We start from the raw sequence: 16,707 nt of genomic DNA, 5'->3' as shown, positions 1-16,707 counted from the left end.
ATACTGCAGGATCCTGCCGACCGTCAGAGGACTGCAATAGCCGTCAGCCCGCGCCGGTCCGCGCGAGGGCGGCGACCTGAGACGTCGCGGGCACGGCGTCCTGCGCGCCACGCCGGGTCACGGCCAGCGCACCGGCGGCCGCCGCCAGGAACGCGGCGCCGGCCAGGTCCTCTCCCTGCGCCAGGGCGGCGGCGAGCACGCCGCAGTAGACGTCGCCCGCGCCGGTCGTGTCGACGACGTCGACCTCGAAGGCGGGCACCCGCACCGGCGCCAGGCCGCGGCGGGCCACCAGACTGCCCGCACCCCCGAGCGTGACGACGACCGCGGGCACCCTCGCCAGCAGCGCGCCGGCGAGGGCCTCGGGATCCCCGCCGCGTGACGGCGGTGGGTCGTCGGCCAGGTCCGCCGCCTCGTGCTCGTTGACGACCAGGACGTCGACGGCGTCCCACAGGTCGTCCGGCAGGGCCTGCGACGGTGCCGCGTTGAGCACCAGCAGGGCCCCCGGTCGCCGCGCCGCCGCCGCGGCCAGGACGACGTCGACCGGGATCTCCAGCTGGGCCAGCAGCACGTCTGCCGCGGCGATACGACGGGCCTGCGGCTCGGCGACCACCAGGTGCGAGTTCGCCCCGGGCGCGACGACGATCGCGTTCTCGCCGTCCGGCGACACGGTGATCAGGGCCGTGCCGGTCGGGGCGTCGGGACGCCAGACGAGGTCGGTGCGCACCCCGGACCTGCCGAGCGAGACGAGCAGCAGGTCGGCGCCCTCGTCCCGGCCGAGCGCTCCCAGGAAGGAGGTCTCCGCGCCCCCGGCCCGCGCGGCCCCCACGGCCTGGTTGGCCCCCTTGCCGCCCGGGCTGCGGCGCAGCCGGCCGCCCAAGACCGTCTCGCCCGCCCCCGGATGGCGTGGCACGTCGACCACGAGGTCCACGTTCGCGGACCCGACCACGACCACTCGCCCTCGCGTCACGGGCACCTCCTTGCGCGTCGCTCCCGACGGTACCGAGTCGGACGATACCGAGCCGGACGGCACCGGGTGGACCGTGCCGCGGGGATACCGTGAGGACGTGAGCACGCACGCAGACGGCATCGCCGGCCACCAGACGCCCGAGGCCGCCCAGATCCGGGTGCTCGTCGGCGAGCTCCGCCGTCTGGCGCTGACCTACAAGTTCGGCATCGACGAGGTGATGACGAAGGTCGGGATCCTGCGCGACGAGTTCCGCCACATGCAGCACTACAACCCCGTCGAGCACGTCACGTCACGGCTCAAGTCGCTGGAGTCGATCGTCGCCAAGTGCCGTCGCAAGGGCATCCCGCTGACACCGCAGGGCGTGCGGGAGCAGATGTTCGACGTCGCAGGCGTGCGGATCACGTGCAGCTTCGTCGCGGACATCTACCGTGTGCGCGACATGCTGGTGGGCCAGCCAGACCTCACCGTCCTCGAGGAGCGCGACTACATCGCGCACCCGAAGCCGAACGGCTACAAGTCGCTGCACCTCATCGTCCAGGTCCCCGTGTATCTCTCGGACCGCACCGAGGACGTCGTCGTCGAGATCCAGCTCCGCACCATCGCGATGGACTTCTGGGCCAGTCTCGAGCACAAGATCTACTACAAGTACTCCCGCGACGTGCCGGCACACCTGACCGACGCGCTCAAGCTCGCCGCGGACGTCGCCGCCTCCCTGGACACCTCGATGGAGCGCATCCACGACGAGGTGCGGGCCATCTCCGGGGAGGAGGAGCCGGTCGAGCAGCGCGACGGGCTCCTGAGCCCCGAGGAGATGCTGCGCAGCTTCTGGACGTCGACCGACTCCGCAGACGACGTCGTGCAGGGCTATCGCGAGCTCTGATCAGCCGACCGCGCGCCGGTGACGCTCGGCGAGCTCCTGGTACTCGACGGCGTTGCTCCGCACCCGCTCGGCGGCGGCCTCGTCGAGCTCGCCGCGCACCTTGGCGGGCACGCCGACGGCGAGATGCCCGGCCGGGACCTCCTGCCCCTCGCGCACGAGCGCACCCGCCGCGACGAACGCGCCCTCGCCCACCACCGCGTTGTTGAGCAAGGTGGCCCCCATGCCGATGAGGCTGCCGTCGCCCACGGTCGCGCCGTGGATGATCGCCCCGTGCCCGACGCCCACCCCGGCGCCGATCCGCGTGGGGATGCCGGTGTCGGTGTGCACCACGCAGTTGTCCTGGATGTTGGAGCCCTCGCCGAGCTCGATCGAGTCCATGTCCCCGCGCAGGACCGCGCCGTAGAAGACGCTCGCGCGGGGACCGACCCGTACCCGGCCGATGATCGTCGCCGTCGGGGCGACCCACGCCGTGGGGTCGATCTCGGGGGTGTGGCCGTCGAAGGGAAGCAGCGTTGCCATGGACCGGACCCTACCGGTGGCAGGGCTCGGCACCGAGGACCGTCACCGGCGGCGCGAGGCCGTCCGCAGCCGCAGTCCCAGCAGGTAGAGCTCGCACCCGAGGCACAGGCCGACGGCGGCGTTGAGGCCGGCCGCGACGAACGCGACGGCCGCCGCCCACGGCACGGCCGTCGGCACGCCGGCCAGGCCGAGCAGCACGCCCGCCCCGGTCACCACGAGCCCGACCACCTGCGCGAACCGCGGCGGGCGCGGGTCCTCGAGGTCGGTGGGCGGCGCGAGCCGGGGTCGCACGAACGTCGCGAAGACCCACGCCTGCACGGTCCCGGTCACGCCGCGGGCCGCGCCCAGGCCGAACCCGGCCGCCACGACGGCGAGCAGCACGAGACCCGCCGTGGTGGGCCCGAGCAGCACGACGACGGCGAGCAGCACCGCGGTGATGCCGGCGCCCACCCGCGGACCGCGCGGGTCGATGCCCGCGGGCGTGGCCCGCACCGCGTCGGCGGCGACCTCGGTGTCGCGGGTCCGCTGTCCGACCTGCGCGTGCGTCTGCTCGTGGGTCTGCTCGTGGGTCTGCTCGTGGGTCTGCTCGTGGGTCTGCTCGTGGGTCTGCTCGAGGTCCTGCTCGTGGGTCATCGTCCGCTCCCGGAGTCTCTCGTCGTCGTGGCCCGGCGGCCGCACGCCCGGCGCGTCATACCGTCACGCCGTCGCCGACGGCCGCGAGCGCCTCTCGCGCCCGCGCCGTGGACATCGCGCCGTGGACCCTGGCCACCTCGGCCCCGCCCGCGTCGAGGACGAGCACCGTGGGCGTGGTCAGGACCCGGAGCTCGCTCGTGAGGTCGAGGTGCTGCTCGACGTCGAGCTCGTGGTGCAGGACGCCGTCCTGGGCACCCGCGAACGGGCCGAGCACGCGAGCCGTCGCCCGGCAGGGCGCGCACACCGTGGCGCTGAGCTGGACGAACGTCGCGCGGCGGCCCAGCGTGACGCCGTGCGCCGCCCAGTCCACGTCCGCGCGGCGCGACGGTGCCCGTACCCGTCCCTGACGCGAGCGCCAGAGCGCGCCGAGCGCGGCCGTGACGAGCAGCAGCGCGCCCAGCGCCACGACCTGCGTCTCCACGCGCCACCTCCTGACCGACCCGGCCCGACCGGAACCAGGCACATCCTGGCCCGAGCCCCGCGCCACGGTCGACCCGTGCTCGGATGGCGGACGGACCGGCGTCAGTACCCCGCGCGCACGGTCCCTGGGTGCCCGGTTCCTGGGTGCCCGGTTCCTGGGTGCCCGGTTCCTGGGTGCCCGGTACCTGAGCTGTCGGTGGTGAACCGGGCCGCGAGCGCCTCCGAGCCTCGAGCGAGCAGGGCCACGTCGGCCCCGACGAGCACGAACGACGCCCCCGCGTCGAGGTAGGACGCGGCGACGGCCGGGTCGAACGCGTTGACCCCCACCGGGACGCCCGCGCCCCGCACGGCGTCGAAGGCACGCAGCACCGCGGCCACCACGTCGGGATGGGTCTGCTGGCCGAGCACGCCCATGGAGGCCGCGAGGTCCGACGGTCCGACGAACACGCCGTCGACGCCGTCGACGGCCGCGATCTCGGCGGCGGCCTCGACGCCCGCGGTCGTCTCGACCTGCACGAACAGCGACACGTACCGGTCGGCCTCGATCAGGTAGTCGTCCACCCGGTTCCAGCGCGCCGAGCGAGCCAGCGCCGACCCCACGCCCCGGCGCCCGCGCGGCGGGTAGCGCACGGCCTCGACGGCGGCGCGCGCCTCGGCAGCGGACGACACCATCGGCACCAGCAGGTTCTGGGCACCGAGGTCGAGCACCTGCTTGATCGTGACGGCATCGTTGGCGGGCACGCGCACCACGGGCGTCACGGGGTACGCCGCCACGGCCTGGAGCTGGGCGACGACGGACCCGAGCCCGTTGGGCCCGTGCTCCATGTCGACGAGCAGCCAGTCCAGGCCGCCGCCCGCGCAGACCTCGGCGACGAGCGGGCTGGCGGAGCACACCCACATCCCCGCGAGCGGGCGGGACGCCCCGGCCAGGGCGTCGCGGAAGGTCGGCCGCAGGGCCGGGTTCACTGGAATCGGCACGTGATCGTCCCCATCGGTCCGTAGTCGCACAGCACGCTGTCCCCGCGGGACACCCACATCGGGCGGGTGAACGACCCGGCGAGGATCGTCTCCCCCGCCTCCAGGCGGGCACCGTGCTGGTGGAGCTTGTTCGCGAGCCAGGCGACGCCCGACGCGGGGTGGTTGAGCACCCCGGCCGCGACACCCGTCTCCTCGATGGTCTCGTTGCGATACAGCAGCGCGCCGACCCACCGCAGGTCGACGGCGTCGGGCGCGGTCGGGTTGCCGCCCAGCACCATGCCGCCGTACGCCGCGTTGTCCGCGATCGTGTCGACGATCGTGCGGCCCTCGAGCTCGATGTGCGAGTTGAGGATCTCCAGGGCGGGCGTGACGAACTCGGTCGCGCGCAGCACGTCGAGCACGGTGCACCGGGGGCCGCTGAGCGGCTCGCCCAGCACGAACGCGAGCTCCACCTCGATGCGCACGTTCGAGAAGTCGTCGAACGGGATCACCGAGCCGCTCTCCCAGACGGTGTCATCGAACATCACGCCGTAGTCGGGCTCGGTGATCCCCGTCGCCGCCTGCATGGCGCGAGACGTCAGGCCGATCTTGCGGCCGACCAGCCGGCGGCCGGCGGCGAGGTTCTTGTCGCGCCACACGCCCTGGACGGCGTAGGAGTCCTCGATCGTGGCGTCGGGGTGGCACTCGGTGATCCGGGGGATCACGGAGCGTGTCCGTTCCGCCTCGGCGAGCTCCTCGGCGATCGCGGCGATCGTCTCGGGGGGAAGCATCGGTGCTCCTTCGTCAGGGTGCGGTCTCGGTGGGGCCGGTCGTGCTCGTGCGCGGCGGACGTGGGCGGCTCAGAGCCAGACGTCGCCGCCGCCGGGGTCGTCGGGGTGCTCGTGCTCCAGGTAGGCGGCGAGCGTCCCGCGCCGGTGCCGTCGCACGGCCCGCTCGACCTCCGGCACGGGGGCGCCGCTCGCGACGAGGGCCACGATCTGCTCGTGCTCGCGCACGGACTGCTCGGCACGGCCGGGCACGAACGCGAAGATCGTGTCGCGCAGGTGCCCCAGGCGCGCCCACTCGGCGTCGACGATCTCCAGCAGCCGCGGGTTGGGGCAGCGCGCGTACAGCAGGTGGTGGAACTCCTGGTTGAGCCGCGAGAACTCCCGGGGGTCGAACCCGTCGGGGCCGGTGGTCAGGGCGGTCATCGCGGCGTTGACGGCGCGCGCCCGCGCCAGGTCCTCCGGTCCGAGACGCGGGGCGGCCAGGGCCGTGGCCGCGCTCTCGACGACCGCGATGACCTGCATCGCCGCCCGGTACTGCTCCTCGTCGATTAGGGACACCCTGGCGCCGACGTTGTGCTCGAACGTCACGACCCCCTCCGCCTCGAGCTGGCGCAGGGCCTCGCGGACGGGCACGGCGCTCATGCCGAGCTCGTCCGCGACGGTCGCGAGCACGATCCGGCTCCCCGGCGGGAGGTCGTGGTTCGTGACCTGCTCCCTGAGCCAGTCGTAGGCCCGGCGGGTCTTGCTCGCGGCCGCGGACGTCGCCCTGGTCGTCGCCGTGGTCATCGCGCCTCGTACCGCGCGCGCCACTGCGCGTTCATGGGGAACAAGCCCTTGACCGGGTGCCCGGCCGCGACCTGCTCCGCGATCCACGCGTCCTCGTCCTCCTGGGCGAGCGCCGCGTCGGCGACCTGCTCCGCGAGCGCCGGCGGGACGACGATCACGCCGTCCGCGTCGCCGACGACGACGTCCCCCGGTTGGACGGTCGTGCCACCGCACGCGACCGTGACATCGCCTTCCCACGGGACGTGCTTGCGACCCAGGACGGCGGGGTGCGCCCCGGACGTCCACACGGGGATGCCGACCGCGGAGACGGCGTCGACGTCGCGCACGCCTCCGTCGGTGACGATGCCCGCCGCCCCGGCCGCGTGCGCGCGCAGGGCGAGGATGTCGCCGAGCGTGCCCGAGCCGGCGTCCCCGCGCGCCTCGATGACGATGACCTCGCCCTCGCCGACGGCGTCGAACGTGCGCTTCTGCGCGTTGTAGCCCCCGCCGTGGGCCTTGAAGAGGTCCTCCCGGTTCGGCACGAACCGCAGCGTCCGCGCCACGCCCACCACCTTCGCGTCGGGGTGCAGCGGGCGCACGCCGTCGACGGTGACGTTGTTCAGCCCGAGCTTGCGCAGCTGAGCCGAGAGCCCCGCCACCGGGGTGCGCAGGAGCTTGTCGCGCAGGCCCGGGGACAGGCCGGGCGCACCGAGCCCCGCCGCCTCGCGCGAGCCCCACGCCTCGGTGCGCTGGGTGTCGTCGACGGCAGGCAGCGAGCCGAGCGCGCCGTCGAACGGGACGTCGCCCTGCGTCACCGTGGTGACGAGCCGGCCGGTGCTCGGCGCACCGGGGGCGGACGGGGCGTCGACCTCGACCTCGACGACGTCCCCCGGCACGACGACGCTCGAGCCGGCCGGGGTGCCGGTGAGGATCACGTCGCCGGGCTCGAGCGTCAGGTGCTGCGACAGGTCGGCGACGATCTGCGCGAGGGGGAAGATCAGCCCCGCGGTCGTGTCGTCCTGGACCGTGCGCCCGTTGACCCAGGCCCGCACGCGCAGCGCCGCCGGGTCGAGCGTCCTGGCGTCGAGCAGGGCGGGGCCGACGGGGGTGAAGCCGTCGCCGCCCTTGGACCGCACGTTGGAGCCCTTGTCGGCCGCACGCAGGTCGTAGAGGCCGAGGTCGTTGGCTGCGGTGACCCAGGCGACGTGCTCCCACGCCAGCTCGGCCCCGAGCCGGCGGGCGAGGGTGCCGATGACGAGCGCGACCTCGCCCTCGAACGCGAGCAGCTCGGTGCCCGCGGGGCGCTCGACGGTGCCGCCCGTGGCCGCGACCGAGCTCGACGGCTTGAGGAAGTAGGACGGGTGCGCCGGGCGCCGGCCGCGCTGGTCCGCGCGGGACGCGTAGCTCAGGTGCACGGCGAGCACCTTGCCGGGACGCCCCGGCAGGGCGGCGAACCGCGGGTCGGGGGACGGGGCGGCGGGGCCGGCGTCGGCTGCGGCGTCGGTGCTCGGCAGATCGGGCATGGGCAGATCATATTTGATCTCAGTTCGGCGGGCTACCCCGGCAGACGGGCATCCCGACCTCCACCAGCCCGCTGTGCCCGACACGCAGACGGCCTCGTCCACGCTGGGCGACACCCTGATGCCCGACCTGGGACGACGGGCACGGCCCGGGTGAGTTTCCGGCGCGGCGCGCATCGGCGGGGCCGGCGGTCGCTCCCTCTCCGTGCGGCCGAACCGCGCCGCGACCCTCCTCCCCCAGGGAGCCCGCCATGCTCACCACCACCTCGGTGCCCCCGCGTCCGCGGGCGGCGTCCCACCCCCGGACCCGGTCCGTCGCCCGCCGCGCCGACGTCGCCGTGGCCCGGGTCGCGCAGCTCCTCACCCGGTGGTCCGTCCCCGTGCTGCGCGTCGCCCTCGGCCTCGTCTTCCTCGGGTTCGGGGTCCTCAAGTTCTTCCCCGGGGCCAGCCCGGCCGAGACCATCGCGTCCCGCACCGTCGAGACCCTGACGCTCGGCGTGGTCGACGGCGCGACCGCGGTGGTCCTCACCGCCACGCTGGAGACCTTCATCGGGCTCACGCTGATCACCGGGAGGCTCCTGCGCGTCGGTCTGCTGGCGCTCGCCGTCGCGATGGCGGGGATCCTCTCCCCGCTCGTCCTGTTCGCCGGCGAGCTGTTCGGGCACGGCGTCACCCTCCTCGGGCAGTACGTGCTCAAGGACATCGTGCTGGTCGCAGGCGCCGCCGTCGTCGCCGCCGTCGCACTGGGAGCGCGGCTGCGGCGCGAGACGTAGCGGCCGGGGCGACGGCCGTCCGGTGCTCTGCGCCGGGCGGCCGTCGTCGTGCTCCTGGGTCGTCGTGGGCTGCGGCCCGCCGGCCGAGGTGCGACCAGCGCCATCGACCGTGACGATGCTCGGGAGGGCGCGCCACGCGCCGACGACGGACGACGCCGAGGAGGGACGACCCGTGCCGCGACGAGATGCCGGACCGAGCGTCAAGGACAAGGAGCTGTACGAAGAGCTCCGCGACGAGGGCAACAGCAAGGAGAAGTCCGCGCGGATCGCCAACGCCGCCGCTGCCCGTGGCCGCAGCGACGTCGGGGCGAAGGGCGGCAGGTCCGGGTCCTACGACGACTGGACGGTCGACAAGCTGCGCAAGCGTGCCGCGGAGCTCGGGATCGAGGGGCGTTCGACGATGCGCAAGTCGGAGCTCGTCGAGGCGCTGCGCTCGCACTGAGCCACCGCCCCCGCCGCGTCGGTCTCCCGCTCGCGTCGGTGCAAGACTAGGCGGGTGAGGGAGGTGGTCGACGGGTGGAACCGACGCAGTTGTTGAGCCTCCTCGCGCGGTCGCTCGCCAAGGTCGACACCGACCGCCCGCTGGCGATGCGGCTGTGCGAGGCGTGCGTCGACATCCTGCGGGCCCAGGGCGGGGCGCTCACGGTGTCCGCGGTACCCGGGGAACGGCTCGCCGTCAGCACCCCCGGGGCGTTCGAGCAGCTCGAGCCCCTCCAGGAGGTCCTCGGCGAAGGGCCGGTGCACCAGGCGATGTCCGAGGACCGCCTGGTCGTGATGCACGTCGACGGCGTCACGGACGACTATCCCGTGTTCTCCCAGCTCGCGGGCACCGTGGGCGGCCAGGTGATGCTCTACGCCGTGCCCATGCGCGCCGGCGGCCGCGTCGTCGGCGTGTTCAGCCTCTACGTGACGGCGGACCCGCAGGACCGCAGCTCGGAGGACCTGCAGTTCCTCGCCGACGCCGTCGGGGCCTCCCTGCTCGGCGACGCCGACTCGCTCGACTGGTCGGAGCGGGCCCAGATCCACCAGGCCACCGGCATGGTGACCGCCCAGCTGCGGGTCCCCCCGGAGGACGCGCTCGCCGTCCTGCGAGCGCACGCCTTCGCGCGCTCGACCAGCCTGCTGTCCGTCGCGCTGGACGTGCTCGAGCGACGACTGACGTTCTCCCTCGACGAGTCGCAGGACGACACGATCGACCGAACTGAGGATCCATGACGCCGCGCACTCCCGCCGACTCGCTCGCCGAGGCAGCATCCGCCCTGGTCCGCGAGCACGACGTCAGCGACCTCCTCGAACGGCTCGTACGGGACGCCGCACGGCAGGCCGACGGCGATGCCGCGGGCCTGCTCGCGCGGCCGTCCGGCGGCGTCCCGCTCGAGGTGCTCACCGCCACCGACCACGCCGCGGCCCACCTCGAGATCTACCAGGCACGGGTGGACGAGGGCCCCTGCGTGGACGTCTGGACGACCGGCCTACCCGTGGTGGCTGCCGGGCGGGCAGAGATCCTCGACCGCTGGCCGACGGCCGGGCGCGCGATCCTCGACGCCGGCTTCGCGCACGTCCACGCCTATCCCCTGGCCTGGCGAGGACGGGTCCTGGGCGGGCTCAACATCTTCGGGCGAGGCTCCCGCGCCCCCGACGAGGAGTGCGTCCGCATCGCGCACGCCTTCGCCGACATGCTCACGCTCCTCGTCGCCCAGCCCGCGAACGTGCCGGACGACGAGATCGACCTCCGACTGGGCCAGGCGCTCGGCGCCCGGGTCGTCGTCGAGCAGGCCAAGGGCGTGCTGGCGCAGACCCTCGGTATCGACATGGCCAAGGCGTACGAGGTGCTGCTCGAGAGGCGGGACCGATCGGGCGCGACCCTGACCGAGACCGGCCACCGGATCATCGCGGAGGCGCAGGTGCGCTGACGAAGTGCTCGTTCGCGTTGGCGTTCCTCCCAGATCCCTATAGCGTCGGAGCACGGTCAGGGAGCGGCCGTCGACACGCGTCGGGCGAAGGAGGAGCCATGTCCCAGTCGTTCAACGACTCCCCGCTGGAGCGGGTTCTCGCGCTCGGCGACGCGACGCGGGTCGGCCAGTACCGCGTCGATCTCGCGACCGAGCAGTGGTGGTGGTCCGACGAGACCTTCCGCATCCACGGGTTCGAGCCCGGCGAGGTGGTGCCGACGACCGCCATGGTTCTCGCGCACAAGCACCCGGAGGACCGCGACCGCGTCCGGCACGTCCTCGACGACGCCCGTCGCGACGGTGAGCCCTTCGCCACCGTGCACCGCATCGTCGACGCGAACGGATCAGACCACGTCGTCTCGATCGTGGGTCAGGGCCAGCGCGACGGCGACGGCCAGGTGGTCGCGCTCGTGGGGTACGTCCTCGACCTGTCGTCCAGCGTGAAGCGCTACGCCGCCCAGCAAGCGGACGACTCGATCCGCGCCGCCGCACAGAGCCGCAGCACCATCGAACAGGCCAAGGGCATCATCCGCCTGGCGCTGAACATCGGGGGCGACGAGGCGTTCGAGGTGCTGCGTCACTACTCCAACGTCACGAACGTGCGGGTCCGTGAGCTCGCAGCCGCCCTGGTGGAGCAGGCACAGGGCACCTCGGAGCCCCACGAGCGGCTGGCACCGCTCCTGGACGCGTTGCAGGACGCCACGCACCGCGTCCGGAACCACTCCGTGACCGGGCCGAGACGCCAGCAGCACGAGCTCCCGGCCTCCTGAGCCGCGCCGCAGGAGCTCCGCCGGCCTCCGGCGGAGCTCCTGCGGGACGCGCCGGTGTCAGGTCCCGTCCTCGCCGGGGCGAAACACGCGCGCGTACGTCGCCACAGCCTCGTCGACCACGGCCCGGTCGACCGACGCGACGGGCGTGGTCCGCACGAGCAGAGGCTCACAGTCGGGACCACGCCCGGCGATCTCCCCGGTGAGGACCCAGGGAAACCGCTCCGGCGTCATGAGGTGGGCGTACTGGTAGAGCTGGCGGGCGAGCCAGTGCTCCAGCGGGCGGTCCCACCACGGCTCGGGGCTCAGCGGGTTGACGCTGAGACCGGGGAGAACGCAGCCGCTCTCGTGGTCGCGGCTGCGGGTCGTCACGTCGGCCTCCGGACCCGCGCTGAAGCGCACGTACAGGGGGGCGGTGAGCCGCACCAGCTCCGCCACCTCCGCGAGCGACCGCAGGTGCACCATGTCCGGCGTCCCCCGTGCCGCCTCGAGCGTCGTCATGGTTCTCCCGGCTCCCCCTCGGGTGTCAGAACACCGACTTGCCGCCGGTGACGCCGAGGACGGTCCCCGAGACGTAGCTCGCGTCCCGCGGCGAGGCGAGGAAGACGAACGCCGGCGCGACCTCGGCGGGCTGGCCCGCGCGGCCCAGGGGCGTGTCCTGACCGAACTTCTGCACCTTCTCCTCCGGCTGGGTGGCGGGCTGCAGCGGCGTCCAGATCGGGCCCGGGGCGACGGTGTTGACCCGGATCCCGCGCGGACCCAGCTCGGTGGCGAGGTTGACCGTCAGGTTGTTGATCGCCGCCTTCGTGGACGCGTAGTCGAGCAGCGACGACGACGGCTGGTACGCCTGGATCGACGAGTTGTTGACGATGCACGCCCCCTCGCCGAGGTGGCGCAGCGCCTCCTGGGTGATCCAGAGCAGGGCGTAGAGGTTCGTCTTGAGCACCCGGTCGATCTCGTCGGTTGTGATGTCCTCGACGGAGTCCCGCCGCGCCATCTGGAAGCCGGCGTTGTTGACGAGGACGTCGAGCCCGCCGAGGCCCTCGACGGCCCGGTCGGGCAGGCCGCGGGCCGTGGCCTCGTCCGTGATGTCGCCCGGCAGCAGGACCGCCCTGCGGCCGGCCTCGCGGACCCAGCGCGCCGTCTCCTGCGCGTCGTCCTCCTCCTCGGGCAGGTAGCCGATCGCGACATCGGCGCCCTCGCGGGCGAACGCGATGGCGACCGCGCGGCCGATGCCGGAGTCTCCCCCGGTCACCAGGGCCCGCAGACCGTCGAGCCGGCCGGACCCCCGGTAGCTCTGCTCCCCGTGGTCGGGCCGCGGAGTCATCTCGCTCGTGAGCCCTGGGGGCTCCTGCTGCTGGGCGGGGAACGACTGCTGATCGTCGGACATGGGTCTCCTCCTGGGTGGTGCGGTGCGCTGGACGTGGGTGCGAGCCGACGCCGTCAGGCGGCCCGACGGCGCGCGAGCTGCGCCTCGTGCACGTGCGGGCGCTTGGCGGGGCGCGTCTGGGCGAGTACGCCGCGCACGCCCTCCTGCGCGGGGAGGCCGAAGCCTTCGCCTGCCGCGAGCCGCGACATCATCTGCGTCGCCGTCTCCCGCAGGGTCGCCCCCGCGGCACCGGCCGCCTCCACGAGCATCGCGTCCGCAGCGAACTCGTCGACGCCGTGCACGGCCATGAGGACGCCCTTGGCGCGCTCGATGGCGGCGGTGCTGACCAGGGCGCTGTCGAGGGCGCGCCGGACGTCGCGCTGCACGGCCTCGCGCTGCACCGGGGTGATGTCGACGACGTAGCCCGCGGTCTCCGGCGGGCCTCCGTCGCGGTTGCGGCGTGCCTGCGCCGTGACGAGCAGGGTGCGCGTGCGACCGTGCGCGTCGACGATCCTGCGGGCGGTCGTCACCGGGCCGCCGGCCGCGAGGGCGCGGGCGGCGTCGTGCACGAGGCGGCCCCGCTCGTCGGGGTGCAGCCGGGACTCCAGTGCCTGCGCCCCGGCCTCGACCGCACCGGGCTGGTGGCCGAGCATCACGTCGACCTCGTCGGACCACCACCAGCGCCCTGATCCTGACTCGGCGCGGTAGCTGCCGGTCAACAGATGCGTCCCGACGGCGAGCGCCGGGAGCAGGTTGTCGGTGCCGGCTGGGGCTGTTGTCGTCATCGTGACCTCCTGGTGGGGAGGGATCGGTGCCGCTTCCTGACGCCGCCCCTCACGCTAACGCTGCCCCTCCGGGACGGCCACCGGACAGCGCCCCGGCCGCGTGGTGCGGGCCGGCCGAGGCCGTGTCACGGTGCATCGAGAACGCGGCACCGCGGTCCAGCACCGGCCGCCCCGCTCGAGTGACAGGAGACGACGATGACGGACCAGCCCGGCTACGACCCGACCCAGGACCCGGACGCCGACCCCGACGAGCTCAACCCTCGGACCGGCGCGGCGGCCGGCGACGGCGACGGCCGTGACGGCGACCCGGACGCGGACCCCGACCAGCTCAACCCCCGCACGGGCGACCAGGCGAGCCCCGAGGGCTGAGGCCCGGCGAGAGCCTGCCCGGCCGCTCACCCCCCCGCCGACGCCCGGCCGCGCCGTGGCGCACGACGACGGCGCGGCCCCGGACCGGGGGCCGCGCCGTCGTCGTGCACGAGGGTCAGCCGGCGTCGAAGCGGTCCTCGCCCTCCTCGTCCGGGTCGTCCCTGGGCTGCTCGCCGGGGATCGCGCCCACGTCCGCGGCCTCGCCGTCGGGGGCCGAGCCCGCCGACCCTTGGGGCGCGTGCTCCGCCTGCTCCTCGTCGGGCTCCGTGCGCTCGTCGCCGGTCGGGTTCTCGCTCATCGTGTCTCCTCAGCTCTCGGGGAACGGTGGGACGGGGTGCTCGCTCAGCGCGGTCGCGACCTCGTACAGGTTGTGCGCCATGAGGCGCCCCGTGCGGTGCGACCACTCGTGCCCGTGCTCGGTGTCCGGGTACTCGGGCCCGGGGCCCGGGCCCTGGTTCCAGTAGGTCCACGCCTGGCCCGGCACCGTGTACCCGATGTCCACGAGGGCGCCGCTGATCTCGGAGATGACGTGGTGCGCGCCGTCCTCGTTGCCGGTGACGACCACCCCGGCGACGCGGTTGTAGGCGACGGGCGTGCCGTCGGGACCTGTCTCGGACAGCATCGCGTCCATGCGTTCCAGCATGCGCTGCGCGACCGACGACGGGCGTCCCAACCAGGTGGGCGTCACGACGACCAGGATCTGCGCGTCGAGCAGCCGTGCGTGCACCTGCGGCCACTCGTCGCCCTCGCCGAGGTCGGTGACCACGCCCGGCGGCACGTCGTGGTCGGCGAGCCGCACGTGCCCGACGCTCACCCCGCGCTCCTCGAGCGCCTCGGCGACGACCTGGGCGAGCAGCTCGGTGTTCGAGCCCTCGGGCGACTTCTTGAGCGTGCAGCTGACGAACAACGCCTTCATCGGAGACCTCCACGACGGGGCGGGCGGGCCGATCCTGGACCCGTGCCACCGTAACCCGGTCGGTCGCCCCCCACGATCGCAGCCGCCGTCCGGACCACGAAGCGCAGGCCCAGGTGGTCGACGGTGCAGGGCAGCGGGTCGGCCGCGAGGTGCTGGCCCCGTTCGACGGCGAGGCCGAGCCCGGCGAGGCGTGCGAGCAGGTGGGACGCGACCAGCAGCACCACGTTGCGGCCGGGGCACGAGGCGGGTCCCCCGCTGAACGGGACGAGGGACCAGTCGTCGTCCGCGCGGCCGTCGAGCCAGGCCTCGGGCGCGAAGCCGTCGGCGTGCTCCAGGCGGGCCGGGTCGCGGTGGAAGAACGAGCTCACGACCACGAACCCGGTCCCCGGCGGGACGGTCACGTCCCCCCAGCGGGTCTCCCGGGTGGAGTCGCGCAGCACCGCGAGGGTCGTCGGCCAGAGCCGGACCGCCTCGAGCACGCACGCCCGCCCGTAGGGCAGCAGCGCCACGGTGCCCTCGCCCGGGCCGCCGCTCGCGCCCAGCTCGTCCACGAGCCGGTCGCGCACCCGGGGGCGCGCCGCGGCGACGGCCAGCGCCCGCAGCGTCGTCGCGCCCGCCGCGTCGAAGGCGAAGAGCCAGTGGGGCACCTGCCCCGGTGCCTCGTCGGGGTCGGCGTCCCGGGCGCGGCCCGCGAGGGACGTGGGCGGGGCGGACGCCGTGTGCCGGGCCACCCGACGCTCCAGCTCCGCGAGCAGCCAGGGGCGACGCGGCCGGAACCACGACCAGTTGCCGTCCCGGCGCAGTGCCGACAGGACCCCGACGAGGCGCCTGTCCTCGCGGGCGTCCTCGCCGAACGTCACCTCGAGCACCAGGCGCCACCACACCCGCAGGAACGCGCCGGCGTCCAGCCCCCGGGCCGCCTGCACCGTCCGCTCCAGCTCGCCCGCCGCCCGCTCGACGGCAGCCACGAACGCCGTCGCGTCCTCGTGCACCGCGTGCCCTGCGTCGAGCGCCTCCTCGTTGAGCGGCCGGCGACGACGCCTGCCGTCGCGGTCGGAGACGAGCACGCCACGCGGCTGGAAGTGGGCGAGAGCGCCCCGCTTCTCCTTCGTCGCCGCGCTGAACGGCTCCGGCGTACCCTCCAGCAGGCGCCGGACGTCGTCGGCGGTCGTGACGACCGCGAGCCGGCGGGTCCCGGCGCGCAGCGCGAGAGGGGCGCCGTCGTACCGGTCGCGCAGCGCCGTGAGCACCCGGCGCACCTCCCGGTCGCTCTGGCGCCGCTCCGCCCACGCGGTCATGCGCGGGCGCCGCACGATCGCGCCCTGTGCGACGAGCGGCACGAGCACGGCTCGCACCACGCGGGTCACCTCGGCCGCGGTGAGGTCGACGGGGGCTCGGGACACGGGCGCTCCTCGGGTCGTCCGGGGCACGCCACGACTCGACGCGTCCGCACCCAGCGTGGTCCGGCGCGCCGCGCGGCGCATCCGGGCCGGTCCGGGGCGCACCCGGCCCCGCCGTCGAGCGAGCGCCGTCGAGCGAGCGCCGTCGAGCGAGCGAGCGCCGTCGAGCGAGCGCCGTCGAGCGAGCGAGCGCCGTCGAGCGAGCGCCAAGCGAGCCGACTACCGTGCGGCAGGTGGCGTCGAGACGGGGCGCCGTGCGCCCGGCCCCGCCGCGCGGGGCCCGCCTCAGGAGGCCGCCCATGTTCGCAGCACCGTCCGACGGCCGGTCGGCCGACCAGCCCCTGCCCCGGCTCGCCACCGGGCTCGAGCAGCTCTCCCGCCTGGACCGGGCGGCCGAGCTGCTCGGCCGCGTCGCCGGCACCGTCGTCCCCTCCTCCGGCCGCGTGCACGACGAGCTGCGGGGGCGCTCGCTGGGGCACCCGCTGCACAGCATCCTCACGGACCTGCCGATCGGCCTGTGGTCGGCGGCGGTCGCGCTGGACCTGACGCGCCCCGCCGACCACGCGGCCTCGGCCCGGCGGCTCGTCGGCCTGGGCCTGCTGGCCGCTCCGCCGACCGCGCTGACCGGCCTGGCCGACTTCGGGGCGCTCAGCGCCCCGGCGCGCCGCGTGGCCGCCGTCCACGCGGCGGCGAACGGCAGCGGCACGCTGCTGGCGCTCGCCTCCTGGCGGGCCCGGCGCTCCGGCCGCACGGGGCTCGGCACCCTGCTGACCCTCGCCGGCATGGGCGCCGTCAGCGTGGGCGGCTACCTGGGCGGGCATCTCGCGCAGTCCATGCGCGAGCCGGCCCACATCCCGGGGGCCTGAT

At 74.7% G+C, this 16,707-nt stretch carries 22 protein-coding genes; 8 read left to right on the top strand and 14 right to left on the bottom strand.

Going from position 1 to position 16,707, the window contains the following annotated elements:
• Positions 1-43: 43 nt before the first annotated feature.
• The gene (locus LEP48_RS11710; RefSeq protein WP_225565769.1) at positions 44-967 is read right to left on the bottom strand and encodes a ribokinase; all 924 of its coding nucleotides are present in this window, start codon (positions 965-967) and stop codon (positions 44-46) included.
• A gap of 97 nt (positions 968-1,064) precedes the next feature.
• Here LEP48_RS11710 and LEP48_RS11705 point away from each other — a divergent pair, with 97 nt between their 5' ends.
• The gene (locus LEP48_RS11705; RefSeq protein ID WP_225565768.1) at positions 1,065-1,847 is read left to right on the top strand and encodes a GTP pyrophosphokinase; all 783 of its coding nucleotides are present in this window, start codon (positions 1,065-1,067) and stop codon (positions 1,845-1,847) included.
• On the opposite strand, the gene LEP48_RS11700 is transcribed toward LEP48_RS11705, so the two are convergent.
• From LEP48_RS11700 to LEP48_RS11670, 7 genes are all read right to left on the bottom strand, one after another.
• Positions 1,848-2,366, bottom strand: coding sequence for a gamma carbonic anhydrase family protein (locus LEP48_RS11700; protein ID WP_225565767.1), 519 nt, complete (start codon positions 2,364-2,366; stop codon positions 1,848-1,850).
• 42 nt (positions 2,367-2,408) lie between these two features.
• Entirely contained in the window at positions 2,409-2,858 is a 450-nt protein-coding gene (locus LEP48_RS11695) for a DUF4395 domain-containing protein (protein ID WP_225565826.1), read from the bottom strand.
• 196 nt (positions 2,859-3,054) lie between these two features.
• Positions 3,055-3,480: a thioredoxin family protein gene (locus LEP48_RS11690; RefSeq protein ID WP_225565766.1), complete on the bottom strand. Its 426-nt coding sequence runs from the start codon at positions 3,478-3,480 to the stop codon at positions 3,055-3,057.
• Positions 3,481-3,581: 101 nt separating this feature from the next.
• On the bottom strand, positions 3,582-4,457 hold the full coding sequence (locus LEP48_RS11685) for an aldolase/citrate lyase family protein (protein WP_422723834.1): 876 nt from the start codon (positions 4,455-4,457) through the stop codon (positions 3,582-3,584).
• Positions 4,442-5,227, bottom strand: a complete 786-nt coding sequence (hpaH, locus tag LEP48_RS11680; protein WP_225565765.1) for a 2-oxo-hept-4-ene-1,7-dioate hydratase — start codon at positions 5,225-5,227, stop codon at positions 4,442-4,444. The genes LEP48_RS11685 and hpaH overlap by 16 nt, the downstream gene beginning before the upstream one ends.
• Positions 5,228-5,296: 69 nt before the next feature.
• Positions 5,297-6,010 carry a GntR family transcriptional regulator gene (locus tag LEP48_RS11675; RefSeq protein WP_225565764.1) on the bottom strand — a complete coding sequence of 238 codons (714 nt, stop codon included), beginning with the start codon at positions 6,008-6,010 and terminating at the stop codon, positions 5,297-5,299.
• Positions 6,007-7,512, bottom strand: a complete 1,506-nt coding sequence (locus tag LEP48_RS11670; protein WP_225565763.1) for a fumarylacetoacetate hydrolase family protein — start codon at positions 7,510-7,512, stop codon at positions 6,007-6,009. The genes LEP48_RS11675 and LEP48_RS11670 overlap by 4 nt, the downstream gene beginning before the upstream one ends.
• Before the next feature lie 248 nt (positions 7,513-7,760).
• On the opposite strand from LEP48_RS11670, the gene LEP48_RS11665 reads away from it, so the two are divergent.
• The 5 genes from LEP48_RS11665 (at position 7,761) to LEP48_RS11645 (ending at position 11,004) form a co-directional block, all read left to right on the top strand.
• Entirely contained in the window at positions 7,761-8,282 is a 522-nt protein-coding gene (locus LEP48_RS11665) for a DoxX family protein (RefSeq protein WP_225565762.1), read from the top strand.
• A 172-nt stretch (positions 8,283-8,454) separates the two neighbouring features.
• Entirely contained in the window at positions 8,455-8,724 is a 270-nt protein-coding gene (locus tag LEP48_RS11660; RefSeq protein ID WP_225565761.1) for a DUF7218 family protein, read from the top strand.
• 74 nt (positions 8,725-8,798) lie between these two features.
• Positions 8,799-9,497 carry a GAF and ANTAR domain-containing protein gene (locus LEP48_RS11655; RefSeq protein ID WP_225565760.1) on the top strand — a complete coding sequence of 233 codons (699 nt, stop codon included), beginning with the start codon at positions 8,799-8,801 and terminating at the stop codon, positions 9,495-9,497.
• Complete coding sequence (locus LEP48_RS11650) at positions 9,494-10,195, top strand: GAF and ANTAR domain-containing protein (protein ID WP_225565759.1); 702 nt, start codon at positions 9,494-9,496, stop codon at positions 10,193-10,195. The genes LEP48_RS11655 and LEP48_RS11650 overlap by 4 nt, the downstream gene beginning before the upstream one ends.
• A 98-nt stretch (positions 10,196-10,293) precedes the next feature.
• Positions 10,294-11,004 (top strand): PAS and ANTAR domain-containing protein, encoded by a 711-nt coding sequence (locus tag LEP48_RS11645; RefSeq protein ID WP_225565758.1) that lies wholly within the window; start codon positions 10,294-10,296, stop codon positions 11,002-11,004.
• A gap of 57 nt (positions 11,005-11,061) precedes the next feature.
• Here LEP48_RS11645 and LEP48_RS11640 read toward each other — a convergent pair whose 3' ends face one another.
• The 3 genes from LEP48_RS11640 to LEP48_RS11630 are packed head-to-tail and all read right to left on the bottom strand — an operon-like array spanning position 11,062 to position 13,155.
• A complete protein-coding gene (locus LEP48_RS11640) occupies positions 11,062-11,502 on the bottom strand; it encodes a DUF6098 family protein (RefSeq protein WP_225565757.1) in 441 nt (146 codons plus the stop codon).
• A gap of 25 nt (positions 11,503-11,527) precedes the next feature.
• Positions 11,528-12,391: an SDR family oxidoreductase gene (locus tag LEP48_RS11635; protein ID WP_225565756.1), complete on the bottom strand. Its 864-nt coding sequence runs from the start codon at positions 12,389-12,391 to the stop codon at positions 11,528-11,530.
• A 53-nt stretch (positions 12,392-12,444) separates the two neighbouring features.
• Entirely contained in the window at positions 12,445-13,155 is a 711-nt protein-coding gene (locus tag LEP48_RS11630; RefSeq protein WP_225565755.1) for a PAS and ANTAR domain-containing protein, read from the bottom strand.
• Positions 13,156-13,350: 195 nt separating this feature from the next.
• Between LEP48_RS11630 and LEP48_RS11625 the strand changes: the two genes are divergently transcribed.
• The gene (locus LEP48_RS11625) at positions 13,351-13,524 is read left to right on the top strand and encodes a hypothetical protein (protein ID WP_225565754.1); all 174 of its coding nucleotides are present in this window, start codon (positions 13,351-13,353) and stop codon (positions 13,522-13,524) included.
• A 115-nt stretch (positions 13,525-13,639) separates the two neighbouring features.
• Here the strand turns inward: LEP48_RS11625 and LEP48_RS11620 are convergent, their stop codons facing one another.
• Genes LEP48_RS11620 through LEP48_RS11610 form a run of 3 tightly spaced genes read right to left on the bottom strand, consistent with a single transcriptional unit; the run spans position 13,640 to position 15,843 of the window.
• Positions 13,640-13,822 (bottom strand): hypothetical protein, encoded by a 183-nt coding sequence (locus LEP48_RS11620; protein ID WP_225565753.1) that lies wholly within the window; start codon positions 13,820-13,822, stop codon positions 13,640-13,642.
• Positions 13,823-13,831: 9 nt separating this feature from the next.
• Entirely contained in the window at positions 13,832-14,440 is a 609-nt protein-coding gene (locus tag LEP48_RS11615) for a flavodoxin family protein (RefSeq protein ID WP_225565752.1), read from the bottom strand.
• On the bottom strand, positions 14,437-15,843 hold the full coding sequence (locus LEP48_RS11610; RefSeq protein WP_225565751.1) for a cytochrome P450: 1,407 nt from the start codon (positions 15,841-15,843) through the stop codon (positions 14,437-14,439). Before LEP48_RS11610 ends, LEP48_RS11615 begins: the two co-directional genes overlap by 4 nt.
• 296 nt (positions 15,844-16,139) lie before the next feature.
• Here LEP48_RS11610 and LEP48_RS11605 point away from each other — a divergent pair, with 296 nt between their 5' ends.
• Positions 16,140-16,706: a DUF2231 domain-containing protein gene (locus LEP48_RS11605; RefSeq protein ID WP_225565750.1), complete on the top strand. Its 567-nt coding sequence runs from the start codon at positions 16,140-16,142 to the stop codon at positions 16,704-16,706.
• Position 16,707: the final 1 nt, after the last annotated feature.

The organism is Isoptericola luteus, assembly GCF_020297055.1.
Lineage (GTDB): Bacteria > Actinomycetota > Actinomycetes > Actinomycetales > Cellulomonadaceae > Isoptericola > Isoptericola luteus.
Note: the sequence above shows the minus strand (reverse complement) of the source record. Positions and strands in the feature narration are given on the sequence as shown.